Annotated in this window: 10 protein-coding genes, 2 tRNA genes and 1 riboswitch; of the genes, 4 read left to right on the top strand and 8 right to left on the bottom strand. The window is 33.8% G+C overall.

Translation table 11 applies throughout. The annotated features are described in order from the left end of the window. Positions 1 to 233 precede the first annotated feature (233 nt). A riboswitch (cobalamin riboswitch) is annotated at positions 234 to 436 on the bottom strand. 176 nt (positions 437 to 612) lie between these two features. Beyond that, a tRNA-Thr gene (locus tag BJL90_RS10225) sits at positions 613 to 689 on the top strand. Between the two features lie 159 nt (positions 690 to 848). On the opposite strand, the gene BJL90_RS10220 is transcribed toward BJL90_RS10225, so the two are convergent. Then, a complete protein-coding gene (locus BJL90_RS10220) occupies positions 849 to 2,849 on the bottom strand; it encodes a methyl-accepting chemotaxis protein (RefSeq protein WP_070967441.1) in 2,001 nt (666 codons plus the stop codon). 708 nt (positions 2,850 to 3,557) lie between these two features. Between BJL90_RS10220 and BJL90_RS10215 the strand changes: the two genes are divergently transcribed. Next, entirely contained in the window at positions 3,558 to 3,863 is a 306-nt protein-coding gene (locus tag BJL90_RS10215; RefSeq protein ID WP_070967439.1) for a YciI family protein, read from the top strand. Between the two features lie 122 nt (positions 3,864 to 3,985). On the opposite strand, the gene BJL90_RS10210 is transcribed toward BJL90_RS10215, so the two are convergent. The 5 genes from BJL90_RS10210 to BJL90_RS10190 all read right to left on the bottom strand — a co-directional run bounded on the left by BJL90_RS10210 (position 3,986) and on the right by BJL90_RS10190 (position 8,996). Beyond that, entirely contained in the window at positions 3,986 to 4,345 is a 360-nt protein-coding gene (locus BJL90_RS10210; protein ID WP_070967436.1) for an FMN-binding protein, read from the bottom strand. Between the two features lie 141 nt (positions 4,346 to 4,486). Continuing rightward, positions 4,487 to 5,914: an FAD-dependent oxidoreductase gene (locus tag BJL90_RS10205; protein WP_070967433.1), complete on the bottom strand. Its 1,428-nt coding sequence runs from the start codon at positions 5,912 to 5,914 to the stop codon at positions 4,487 to 4,489. Positions 5,915 to 6,200: 286 nt separating this feature from the next. Next, complete coding sequence (locus BJL90_RS10200; protein ID WP_070967431.1) at positions 6,201 to 6,842, bottom strand: response regulator; 642 nt, start codon at positions 6,840 to 6,842, stop codon at positions 6,201 to 6,203. Next, positions 6,826 to 8,226: a sensor histidine kinase gene (locus BJL90_RS10195; RefSeq protein WP_070967428.1), complete on the bottom strand. Its 1,401-nt coding sequence runs from the start codon at positions 8,224 to 8,226 to the stop codon at positions 6,826 to 6,828. The genes BJL90_RS10200 and BJL90_RS10195 overlap by 17 nt, the downstream gene beginning before the upstream one ends. Positions 8,227 to 8,618: 392 nt before the next feature. Next, a complete protein-coding gene (locus BJL90_RS10190) occupies positions 8,619 to 8,996 on the bottom strand; it encodes a hypothetical protein (RefSeq protein WP_070967424.1) in 378 nt (125 codons plus the stop codon). A gap of 626 nt (positions 8,997 to 9,622) precedes the next feature. On the opposite strand from BJL90_RS10190, the gene BJL90_RS10185 reads away from it, so the two are divergent. Continuing rightward, positions 9,623 to 9,699: transfer RNA gene (locus BJL90_RS10185), tRNA-Thr, on the top strand. Positions 9,700 to 9,751: 52 nt separating this feature from the next. Here BJL90_RS10185 and BJL90_RS10180 read toward each other — a convergent pair. Then, positions 9,752 to 10,186 (bottom strand): C40 family peptidase, encoded by a 435-nt coding sequence (locus BJL90_RS10180; RefSeq protein WP_070967422.1) that lies wholly within the window; start codon positions 10,184 to 10,186, stop codon positions 9,752 to 9,754. A gap of 494 nt (positions 10,187 to 10,680) precedes the next feature. Between BJL90_RS10180 and BJL90_RS10175 the strand changes: the two genes are divergently transcribed. Further along, positions 10,681 to 12,414 (top strand): ABC transporter ATP-binding protein, encoded by a 1,734-nt coding sequence (locus tag BJL90_RS10175; protein ID WP_070967419.1) that lies wholly within the window; start codon positions 10,681 to 10,683, stop codon positions 12,412 to 12,414. A 53-nt stretch (positions 12,415 to 12,467) separates the two neighbouring features. Here BJL90_RS10175 and BJL90_RS10170 read toward each other — a convergent pair whose 3' ends face one another. Further along, positions 12,468 to 12,731 carry a hypothetical protein gene (locus tag BJL90_RS10170; RefSeq protein ID WP_070967416.1) on the bottom strand — a complete coding sequence of 88 codons (264 nt, stop codon included), beginning with the start codon at positions 12,729 to 12,731 and terminating at the stop codon, positions 12,468 to 12,470. Between the last annotated feature and the right edge of the window lie 24 nt (positions 12,732 to 12,755).

Genomic DNA, 12,755 nt, shown 5'->3' with positions numbered 1-12,755 from the left:
AAAACTTTAAGTGCAATCCAAACACTCAAAGTTTATATATTATCCAGCTTCGCTAAGGGGGAGTCAAATGGCTAGACTTGACTTAGCTTTGCTGAAAAGGGGCACTAATTTTTCATTAAAAAAAACCTACACTTTCACATGGAGGTTTTGGCAAACAAGAATAAAATAATCTATTACCTATTTCTAGATAGCGATCTATTCATTTCCCAAATCCATACACCGTGAATTCGAAATTTATTAGCATCAAACAAGCAGGTATCCTGGCTCAGGCTCATCGTCTTTTTACGCCTTCCCAAATTATTTTATCCAGTGGCATCAATATAAAAAAACTCACCCTTACAGTGGCGGGACCGCGTTGGATTTTCACCAAACTTCCCTTTCGATTTCCTTATAAAACATAAAAACTTATAAAGAAAACTTGTTAAATGCAATATTTGATTTTTTATTATTATAGCATAAGATAAAACCAAAATCAATAAATATATGGACATTTTTCCTTAATATTCTATAGGTATTAAGAAAGACTATTAAAAAATAATTTTTAATATTTCCCTTTACATAATACTAAGTTTCAGGTATAATATTTTTTACGGGATTCAATCAATTGCATATGCTGATGTAGCTCAGTAGGTAGAGCACTTCCTTGGTAAGGAAGAGGTTCGTGGGTTCAAGTCCCATCATCAGCTCCATTTATATAGATAAAAAACACAACTTTTAAAAGTTGTGTTTTTTATCTATGCCCCTCTTTTTTTCTAAATCTCCCTGTATAAAGAGGTGGGCGTCTTAGCGATACACCAAAGGGTAAAGAATATAGTTTTGCTAGATCTGAAAAAGAGAACACATCTTAATTAATACTTAAACTTACCAATACTCTCCTGCATATCTCCTGCTAATTGTGCTAAGGATTCACTGCTGCTAGCTATTTCCTCCATAGCAGCAGTCTGTTCTTCTACAGAAGCAGAGGCTTCTTCAGTGCCAGCTGCATTTTCTTCAGCTATCCCTGCTAAGCTTTGCATAATATCTCCCATTTCATTCTTTCTTTTACCCATTATTTTTACAGAAGTCATCGATTTATTTATAATGACCTTGACGGCTTCCACCTGCTCAGCAATACCGGTAAATTTACTTTCTGTCATCTCCACACTTTCCACCTGTTCTTTAATGATGGATAGAACCTCTTGCATAAGATGAACAGCTTTTTGAGAATCTCCCTGTAAAGTTTTTAACATCCCATCTATTTCCTTTACTGAATATGTAGATTGCTCCGCCAACTTCCGAACTTCTTCAGCCACTACAGCGAATCCCTTACCAGCTTCTCCTGCCCTTGCAGCTTCAATAGCTGCATTCAGTGCTAATAAATTCGTCTGTTCTGCAATACCTTCGATAATTTTACTGGCTTCACTAATCTTTGTTGCACTTTCATTAGTATCTATCGTGCTTTTATAGATAGTTTTTATTGCACTATCACTATCATTTGTTTTATCCGTAAGCGCCTTTATTATTGCCATACCTTCATCTTTTAAGTCTGTCAGTTGCTTCATCACTTGACTCATATGATCTATATCCTTCAAATCTTCTTCTATGATTTTACTTAATTCATCTGTTTTTAATACACCATCCTCTGTATCCTTTGCCTGCTGATTAGCACTTTTAGCAATTTCTTCAATAGTCCTAGCTACTTCATCCGCGGCCATAGCAGATTGCTGGCTAGTGGCGGTTAATTGTTGAGAAGATGAGGCTACTTTTTGAGATATATCCGCAGTACTCTTTATTAAATCCACAAAGTTGTTTTGCATCCTCATCAATTCATTGGTAATGCTTCCTATTTCATCTTTTCTATTTATATATTTTACCACTTCATGCTCTTCATCAAAGGTCAAATCATAATGTGATAGTCTGTTGATTACCTTCGCTAAAGCAATAATTGGGTTCACTACTTTTGTAGAAACCATTACTGAAATAATTGTGATAAGTAGTGTTCCTATCAATATCATTATAATATACTTCTGCACTAAACTATTTAAGGGTGCATAGGCTAGAGATTTATCAAAAACAATGCCGAAGATCCAATTGGTGGTGGGAATCCTATTATACATCATAAGCTTTTCTGCACCATCCATTAAATATTCTTCAAAACGATCCTGTTGCCCCTGCATGATACGAAAAACCTCTTGATAGTTTTCATGTTCTTGCAGCTTTGTATTTACTATTTCATCTTGAGGATGTGCCAACACCGTGCCATCTTCACCTAATAAAAAAGCATAACCCAATCCCTCAAAGGTCATGGTTTTAACCAATTCTGTTAAAGCTTCTAAATATATATCTGTTGCTACAACACCTACCGCTTCTCCCTTTATGTTTTTTAAAGGAGCGGTGGCTCCCACAGAAATATTCCCAGTATTTGCATCTACATAGGTTTCTGTAAAAGTTGCTTGTTGTGCCTTTATTCCTACACGATACCAATCTCTTTCTTTTGCAATATAATCTGACGTAGGCACAAAGCTGCTTCCCGTTGTAAACCGACTATCCTCCAGTGCTAGATAAAAGTGATTCATATTTCCATCAAATCCTGTAGGCATTAAAAAAGGATTGTTATTTTGAAAGGAAAATAAAGCTTCCCACATATCTTCCTTTTCAACAATCTTTGCTACCGTTTCTACTGATAAAAGTTTTTTCTCTAACCACTGATCAATATATAGAGAAGTCGTTTCAACTTCAGCATTTAAATAAGTAGATATATGATCCTCTACATTTTTTTTAGCATCATAATAACCAATAAAGGAGTTAGCTATAAGAATGATTACAAATACTGCAGTGAAGGTAATAGATAATTTGCTTCTAAGCTTCATGTGTTCTTCCCCCTATAGTAGATTTTAATAAAACTTTAATTATGATTTTCATTTTTTTAGACTTTGTACAGGAATTATGTTTCATAAACACCCCCTATTTTGGTTTTCAACACAACGAAAAAGTCTTCCTTTGAAAGATTTTAAGGTCGACCTTTTTAAAACCAATAGCAGAATTTATGACTTATCTGCTATTTTTAAAAACATACAATCTCCTATTCATTAAAAACGTTACCACAAGTTGGATAAATCAACAACCCCTAAAACTGTTTCAGCATAAAATATTTGATCATTTACCATTATTCTAAAATATATTTTTAATTTTTTGAATTGTTAAACAATGCATCCTTATTATTTTGTATTTTATAGACATATTTCTATCTTTTTAGACAATATCCTGCATATATATTGCATTTTGCAAAATATTATTTTTAAGCTTATTTCCTATTTGTGAATTCAACTTGCATATAGATGTGCGTCCTTAAATTTTAATATACTAAGGGCTACATTTGCAGCCCATGGTTTTGGGGCGAAACCGTAGCCCATGTATATTAAAATTTAACTTTAGAAGCACGCATCTATAAAAAGTTAACTTTTAAAAAAGCAATATAAATTCACTAAACTTTATGAAGGAAATTCTGTTCATTTGTGGAAATAATAATAGGTATACTATAAAGGCAACAAACTTTTACATATCAAGGAGGAATTTTTATGCAATTTTTGATTACAGGATATGATGGAACTGATGAAAAGGCTCTTGAGAGAAGATTGGCTGTCCGCGAGGATCATTTGGCACTTGTTAAAAAAATGGCTTATGAAAAAAAACATCTATATGGTGCTGCTTTGCTTGATGAAAATGAGAAAATGATTGGTTCATTCCTTGTAGTGGATTTTCCCTCAAGAGATGAGCTTGATGCATATTTAAAGATAGAGCCCTATGTGGTAGGAAATGTGTGGCAAAAAATTGAAGTTACACCTTGTAAAGTTGCCCCTACCTTTATGGAACTATATAAATAAAGCGAGACTCAATTCATTTCAAAGTGTAGGACTTATGTCCTAGTACAGAAGTGAAAATCTTAAATACACAGAAAAATAAAAAAACAAACTGGTTTCAGCAAAACTAAAACCAGTTTGTTTTTTTATTTTTCAGCATTTTTTAAAGCCGCTTTTACCGCTTGAATAATGCCTTCACTTGTTCTTGTTGCATTACTAACTGCATCTATTTCTAAAGATTGAGCTTCCAATACAGCCTCTGGAAGTGCATTGATGGCAGCATCAGAAATACCTGGGGTATCGCCTGCAGAAATAATTTCCACTTTGGTTATTTTTCCATCTTCTATTACTACTTCTACTTCAATATCAGACTGATAGCCTTTTCCAGTTCCTACATAACTTCCATCATTCCATTTGCTCTCAGTTTCGGTAACAGCGGGGGAACTGCTACATCCAACCAAGGCAAAGATCGTCACTATTATCAATAAAATAGATAATTTTTTCAATGTTCTTCCTCCTATTTATAAAAATTTTTACTAGCGAATGTTACTTTTCTTAAAAACCTTTAAAACAGTTGGCGTGCTCAAGCAACCCCATCTGTTTTAAAGGATACCTCATCCAGCAAAATACCTCTGACTATAGTTTTACTATTTTAAACCTGCAGCAGCTTTTCCAGCAATTTTACCAAATACAACATCGTCTAATGTGTTGTTTCCAGCTAGACGGCCAGAGCCATAGAGTCCACCAAGGATTTCTCCTGCACCATATAAACCTGGGATTGGGTTACCGTTTTCGTCAAGAATTTCAGCATTTTTATTAAAAGCCAATCCAGCCATTGTATAGTGAGAAGATGGTGCCACTTCTACTCCGTAGAAAGGAGCAACCGTTACTTTACCCATTGTTTCTCTGCCAAATTCATCTTGACCTTCATTGTATGTTGCTACTGTAGCTGCTACAACTTCAGCATCTAAGCCAAATTTTTCAACTAATTCCTCGATTGTATCTGCTTCAATCATCTTACCCTTCTCTACTGCATTTTTACCATTACTTGTTTCATAGATATCAGCATCAAAGATCACATAAGCTACTGCATCTTTTTGTGCAAGTACTTCTGGTACTAGGTCCAGTGGCTTTAAAGTCTCGTTTGCAAATCTTACACCATCTTTATTTACTAAAATACCACCTAAACCTTCTTGACTGATAACTGACTCTCTAATCCAGTATCCAGGTGTTGCTAATGGTCTCATTTGATGATATTCCATATCTCTTGTTGCCGCGCCAATAGCAGTAGCCATTCTAAAGCCATCTCCAGTAGGGCCTGCAGTACTCATTACACTATGGGCACCTGCAAATTTAGGATTGTATTCGCCGATTAGGTCTGGTGCATTACCAAAACCACCTGTAGCTAGTATTACAGCATTTGCTTTGATTGTATAAACGTTTCCATCCTTATCTTCAACGCTAGCTCCTACAACGCTGCCATCTTCTACAATTAACTCAGTAGCTTTATTGTTTAACTTAATTTCTAAATCACTGTGCTTTGCTGCTTCTTGTTGAAAAGCTGCAACTAACTGTGATCCATAGTGTCCTTCAGTAGGAATAATCCACCAAGGTTCATCTTCATTAAGCTTATAGCTTAATCCTAGAGAAGTTAGCCATTCATAAACGCTATTACTTTCTTCTGCTAAAAGTGTTACTAATTCTTCATCAGGTAAGTCTTTTCCCATCTCCATGGTTCTGTTGATATGATCTTCAACAGTAAAAGGAATTCCTGCTTCTTCGTGTAAGACTGTATCTGAAGCTGTGAATCCTGTTGCAGAAATCATAGTATTTCCACCTACCATTGGCATTTTTTCTACCAAGACAACTTTGGCACCGTTTTCCGCTGCTGTAATAGCTGATACTAGACCCGCACCACCGCCGCCAATAACCAATACATCCGTTTCAATGTCACTGACTTCTGTTGTCCCTGGTGCTGGTTCACTGCTTGTTACCGGTTCCTTAGCGCAACCAACTAACAAAGTAACTGATAGGATAAATATACCTAGCATTAACAACCTCTTATTTTTCCACATTTTCATTCCCCCTTAAATTTTGTTAAATAAATAACTTTTTATTAAGTACTTACTAAAAGAATACCATAAATAAAAATAATGGAAATATATAAAACGTCCCACCTTTAGGGGCATATGTCCCTTGAAGCATGACTTTTTATTCTATGGCATTTCTTAATATAGAATTTTATCTGTAAGTATCTTAACATAAATGGAGGTTTTCAATAGAAAAAAGTATATCCTTGAACTCAGTATACTAGAATTAGCTTATAGCTGCGCTTTGAGGAACGCATCTTTAACGAGAGGCCTAACTTCGGTGAGACTTGAACCTTGACCAAAACAGGGCAGCTTCGGTGCGATTGGAGACATTAATTTTATCCATAATTTTACTGACATAATTTCTAACGGTTTTTTCAGCAATCTCTAACTCATGTGCAATTTCTTTATTACTTTTCCCCAAACAAAGCAAATCTAAAATTTCCTCTTCCCTCGTAGTTAGGAGCAGATTATTCCTTTGCTTGTTACTTTTTATTTGATTCAATACACTCTCCGTAAGACAAGGATCTAGAAAGCCAGACCCTTCATAAACACTAAAAATAGCTTGGAGAATTTTTTTACTCTCAATGTTTTTTAATATATAGCCATCTGCACCAGCCTTGATTGCCTCTATAACAATCTGATCTTCAGCATAAGCTGTTAATATTAAGACCTTACATTTTGGAGAAAGGTTTTTGATGCGCTTGCATCCGATTACACCATCTCCATCTGGTAACCTTACATCCAACAGCACTACATCAGGAACAAAGGCTTCAACTAGTTCAATAGCTTCAGCAAGCGTTTCGGCTTCACCACAAACCGTCAACTTCTCACTTCTTTCTATAAGAGACCGAATGCCACATCTAACAATTGAATGGTCATCCACCAATAGCACATTAATTTTCTTTTTCATTATCTTCCTCCTCCCAAGGTACTGTTAACAAAACCTTAACACCTCTACTAGTGCTGTCAATAGTTACGCTACCATGAATCATCGCAGCCCTTTCCTTCATAGATATAATACCATAATTTTTTCCATTGTAAACCGCATCTGTTTTAAATCCTTTTCCATTATCTTGTACGGAAACGATAACTGTATTTAAATCAGAGGCCAGTTTAACTTTTACTTTCGTAGCTTCTGCATGTTTACATACATTATAAAGAGCCTCTTGAACAATGTAATAAATATGCGTTGATTTATCGGGAGAAAGATAGCCTAGTACAACGGCCGGAATATTATAGTGAAAGGTAATATCCAAATCGCTAATCTTCCTAAACTGATGAATCAATTCTAATAAACTTGCCTTTAAATCTTCTATCTCTATTCTTTTTGTCACCATTTTAGCCATAAAATTACGAATTTGATCGATCGTATCATTAAGGTTAGATTTGATTTCTACTAATTTTTTTTCATGTTCTAGATTACTTTCTATTTCCAGTAAGTTTTCTACCTGAAGACCTGTAGCAAAAAGATTTTGTATAATACCATCATGTATCTCCCTAGCTAGTTTTCTTCTTTCATTATTAATAAGTTGCATTTTAGTGAGTTGTATGATCTTTTCATTCGCCTCCCATCTAAAAATATCAATTGCTTGTATAAATAAAAGGGTGACGATCACAGCTGTAATGCCTCTACCTAATTCAACAGGAAATCCAAAAATTCTGTAGAACAGCTCTTTATTAATAACATTCGCTGGAAAAAAATTTTTTTCTCCTACTAATATTCCCGCTAAAACACCATAAATAATAAAACAAAAAGCCATTCCTTTATAGTTTAAAGCTATCTTTTTTAATTTTAATGAATTCATTGTTTTAGACTCTTTCAAAAGAGCGAAGGCAGTAATCAATGTGGCAGGGAATCCTAAGAAATATCTGCCTAAGGCACTATAGAAAGGAAACCAAAACTTATAATCATCATGCAAGTACATAGAGTAGACAACCGCAGCGGTCCATATCAAAAATAAGACCATCGGTATATAACTGGTTTTTGTTAGCTGATTTGTACCCTTAAGCAGCCTCATTCCAAAAATTAGTAAAAATGCAAAAGAAAGTGTATTTAAAGATATCTGTATGAGAAATAGTCTAAAATCAAATTCAGCATAAATTCCAATAATCCTTAGCATAATCACCCACTCAGTGATACCATGAGTTACTCCGAAAATCCCTAAATATCTAATTGATTTTAGTAACTGAAAATTGCTGATCTTCATCTCTTTTTGCTGAAGAGCAGATATACCCATCGAGAAAAAAGCTAAACCATAAATAAAAAATAAAATTACGTATTCATATTTACCCATAAATATATTCTCCATCTCCTAAATAAAATAAGGCATAATTCAGGAGGAGTTTTTACCCCTACTGAATTGTAGTCGAATTTACTTCCAGGATGTAGTGCTTGATCTCCCACTTGCATAAGTAGATAACCCAAATCTTTGATCTGGTGCCAGTCACTTAGCTTCTTCAGCTAGAAACGGTCGCCTTAGCAATACAGCGAAGGATAAAAATTTCTATAAACTAGTATGCCAAAAGAAATAACAAAATATCTTTATCCTCTTATACCTTTAAGTATAACCTATACTAAAAAGCAAATGCTACTTAAAATTTCAATCGAAGTAGCATTTGCTTTTATAGATTTTTTAAAAAACAAACTTTAACTTTTATTTAGATAGAGCGTCGTTGTTTTTATATGTTATTGCTGATTTTTTTCTATGTATTCTTCTAGAGCTTCCGTTGCTATGTCCATAAGAGTTTTATTTTTTGCCTTAGCAACCATTTCCAAAGCATTTTTAACATTTCTTTTAACATTACATCCAAGAGGGCACTTCGTTAATTCTTGTAATTTTACATTAAATTCTGACTTCGATATCGTTTCAAATAGAATCAGACCGTTGACTCCCTTTACGTCTTCATAGGTCCATCCAGCAGGATTATACATAGACATCATCTCATTGAAGCATCTTGTATCTGTCCAAATAGCACCTGTTTTCCTATCTTCTACAATAAAATACATCATTTTCTTTTTTTCTTTCTTTAGCTCTTTATTACTTCTTATTAATTGTCTTATCATTTTTATCCTCTGGCTTTTTAAACTACACAAAGTATGTAAAGGGTACCAATCTCTACAGGTTTCAAACTACTGGATCGATGGTTTCATAGCATCTTTACATTCACTTTAAGCCAGAATCCCCCCCTTCTACCTTAAAATTTACTATTCTTTATTAAAAAATTTTTACTTCTTGTAATGATTATAGCATAGGTTTTGCAATTTTACTACTAATTTTCGTTAATTCATTGACAATAATTGAAATTTTAAATTTATGAATTGTATATAATATACAATTCATAAATTTAAATCTAACAGAATATACATTGTTTTTTCTTTAAACATAGTCTTGATTCCACTAACATACCGAGGTATGATGTATTTTTATGTGCATTTTGTTTTTGTAATATTTTAATTATTCTTTAAAATGATGAAATATATTCACGTTAATATTTCATTTGAATTAAAACCTTCTTTAAACTTCTCTCTGTTTTCCCCTGATCTAATAGAATATCTTGAAATTTTTTATTAGATCAGGGGAAAACTTTTTTTATCTTTTTGAAAAAAATTTATAAATTACCCTTTACATTTATGAAAATATCCTATATAATGTAATTCGTGGTTCTAATCAAGTTCTTAAAATTATATATGCTGATGTAGCTCAGCAGGTAGAGCACTTCCTTGGTAAGGAAGAGGTTCGTGGGTTCAAGTCCCATCATCAGCTCCATTATATCTGTTTGAAAATGTGATTTCTAGGAAGAACTAGGGGTTGCATTTTTTTATTGTCTTAATCTTATAGCTCCCTTAAAACGCCTTTTCCATCTCCCTTCTAAATTGTCTTTTGAAAATCCTATGATAGGACGTATATGAATAAATTCTTTACGATTTATCATCACACCAGTGTGCGTTATAACATCACGATTGATTGCAAAATAGACTAGGTCCAGTAGCTGTAGCTCATTTATATCAACATCTATTCCTCCTAATCCCCTTATTCCTCTTATAAGTCTCTCTGGATCTTTTTTATACCAATTCTTTTCTATAACCATTCCATCATCACTGGGAAGGTTTATTCCAAATTCTCTATAAACAAGAATCACAAGTCCTAAACAATCTATACCCTTCTCTAAAGAACGTCCATTGTGGATAAATGGAACATTTCTAAACCTATTTATTAAATCTTCTATTTTACATACAGCCATATTTTCATTCATCTCTACACTCCCTCCAAGTACCAAGCCCTCTTATTAGATATCTTAACTTTTTGGTACTATTTTATGAGAGAGACAAAAAAATTGATACTCTATACCTTTTTTAAAGAGACCTCTTTACCTGTAGCTTGACACCATAGCATTAAGAATACGCCAGTGGATGGATGCAAACCCTGAGAATTGTGTTATAATAGTTAAAGTAGTTTATCATACATTCTCATGATCCCATATAAAGTATGATTTTGCAAATACTTAATTGCTTATCTAGCCCTTATGAGGCATTGATAAAATAAGACTTAATTTAAGGGGAGTTTTTACGCCCACTGAATTACAACCGAATTTATTTCGAGGATGTAGTGCTTGATCTCCCACTTACATAAGCAGATAACTCAAATCTTTGATTTGGTGTTAGTCACTTAGTTTGTTCACCTAGGAGTGGGCGTCTTAGCAATACATCCAAGAATAAAACTTTAATATCAAGTAAAGGATGATGTATTATGTTAAAAAAATTTATCCAATACTATAGGCCTCACTTGCCTCTTTTTTTTATGGACTTTAGCTGTGCCTTTATAATGGCAGGGATGGACTTAGTATTTCCTTTTGTTGTAGGAAAAATGGTTGATGATGTCTTCCCCAGTAGAAACCTACAAACTGTTTTGTGGATAGGAATTGGTATGCTGGCTCTCTATATCCTCAGAAGTATTTTACAATATATCGTAGACTATTGGGGACATGTACTAGGCGTAAGGATGGAACAGGATATGCGTAAGGACTTATTCCATCACTTACATAAACTTTCTTTTAATTATTTCGACAACACAAAAACAGGCCACATTATGTCTAGATTGGTAAATGACTTAAATGAAATATCCGAATTGGCTCATCACGGACCAGAAGACCTTTTTATTGCGGCAGTGACACTGATAGGATCCTTTTTTATTATGATCTCTATCCATGTTCATTTAACACTCATTACCTTTTCTATCATTCCAATTGTCCTATTCTTTGCAATTGTTAAAAATAAAAAGATGCAGCAAGCCTTTAGGAATATGCGATTAAAATTGGCTGATATTAATGCCCAAGTAGAAGATAGCATCTCCGGGGTTCGGGTAGTAAAATCTTTTACGAATGAAGTCTATGAAGAAACAAAATTTGCTGTAGGAAATAAAAATTTTAAAGATTCTAAGGAAGTTGCCTTCAAAGTAATGGCAGAGTTTTTTTCTGGTATCACCTTCTTTTCTAACTTTATTCATTTAGTAGTACTAATCTTTGGAGGTATGTTTATTTATCAAGAAACTATGACTACGGGACAGCTTATGGGATTTTTATTGTATGTATCTATGTTTTTACAACCTATGCGAAAACTTACCATTTTAGTGGAGAATTATCAAAAAGGCATGGCGGGTTTTCATCGTTTTTATGAAACGCTACAGTTAGAACCTGAAATTGTTGATATGCCTAATGCAGAAGATATCAATAAAGTTCAAGGAAAAATTGCCTTTAGACATGTAACCTTTAGTTATAACAATAAGGCTAATGTGCTAAAAGATATTAGCTTTACCGTACAACCAGGGGAAACAGTGGCTATTGTGGGACCTTCTGGGGGGGGTAAAACAACCCTTTGCAGCCTCATTCCCAGATTCTATGAAGCCGATGAAGGGGTCATTGAAGTTGACGATAAAAATATTCAAAGTATAACACAAAAATCTCTACGTCAAAATATTGGCATTGTTCAACAGGATGTTTTTCTTTTTTCTGGTACAGTAAGAGAAAATATTGTTTATGGCAAAATCGATGCTACAGATAAAGAAATTATAGAAGCTGCTAAAAAAGCAAATGCTCATGACTTCATTATGAATCTAGAAAAAGGATATGATACCTATATTGGTGAAAGAGGCGTTAAATTATCTGGAGGCCAAAAACAAAGGTTATCTATCGCTAGGATTTTTCTAAAAAATCCACCTATCCTTATCCTAGATGAAGCTACATCTGCTTTAGATAATGAAACAGAGAAAGTCATTCAAGAATCTTTACACCAGCTTTCAGAGAACAGAACAACCCTTATTATAGCTCATCGTTTAGCTACGATTAAAGAAGCAAATAGAATTATGGTATTAACTGATGAAGGCATTGTGGAGGAAGGAAACCACAAAACCTTATTAGAAAAGAATGGTATTTATACACGGTTATATAAGGCACAGTTTAGTGCTCTATCTTCCGACGTAGCTTAATGTAATAATTAAAAACTTCTGAGGGTTTTAAAACCCTCAGAAGTTTTTAATTATTACATTAATTTATTACTTTTTGCGTTTTTACTCCCACTTTGATTAGCTTTTTGTTTTGTATTTTGTACTTCTTGTTGACTAATAGAAGTAGAATTCTCTAAATTTGGGATATTGCTGGTCATTGTATTTCCTGTTGTTCCTTGTGTTCCGTTTTGCATACCACTTTGCATACCATTCATTTCTTGGCGAGCATTTTGGATTTCTTGTTGACTAATATTTTTTGTATTCTTTAAATTAGGAGTTTTTCCTGTAGAATTATTCATTATAAATCCCTCCAGATATATATT

This window comes from Clostridium formicaceticum, from assembly GCF_001854185.1.
GTDB lineage: Bacteria > Bacillota > Clostridia > Peptostreptococcales > Natronincolaceae > Andreesenella > Andreesenella formicacetica.
This window is presented reverse-complemented; position numbering and strand designations above follow the sequence as displayed.

Coding starts and splice junctions, on each gene's coding strand:
- BJL90_RS10180 (WP_070967422.1), bottom strand. CDS start 10,186: ATGAATGAAAATATGGCTGTATGTAAAATAGAAGATTTAATAAATAGG.
- BJL90_RS10215 (WP_070967439.1), top strand. CDS start 3,558: ATGCAATTTTTGATTACAGGATATGATGGAACTGATGAAAAGGCTCTT.
- BJL90_RS10195 (WP_070967428.1), bottom strand. CDS start 8,226: ATGGGTAAATATGAATACGTAATTTTATTTTTTATTTATGGTTTAGCT.
- BJL90_RS10175 (WP_070967419.1), top strand. CDS start 10,681: ATGTTAAAAAAATTTATCCAATACTATAGGCCTCACTTGCCTCTTTTT.
- BJL90_RS10170 (WP_070967416.1), bottom strand. CDS start 12,731: ATGAATAATTCTACAGGAAAAACTCCTAATTTAAAGAATACAAAAAAT.
- BJL90_RS10205 (WP_070967433.1), bottom strand. CDS start 5,914: ATGTGGAAAAATAAGAGGTTGTTAATGCTAGGTATATTTATCCTATCA.
- BJL90_RS10190 (WP_070967424.1), bottom strand. CDS start 8,996: ATGATAAGACAATTAATAAGAAGTAATAAAGAGCTAAAGAAAGAAAAA.
- BJL90_RS10220 (WP_070967441.1), bottom strand. CDS start 2,849: ATGAAGCTTAGAAGCAAATTATCTATTACCTTCACTGCAGTATTTGTA.
- BJL90_RS10200 (WP_070967431.1), bottom strand. CDS start 6,842: ATGAAAAAGAAAATTAATGTGCTATTGGTGGATGACCATTCAATTGTT.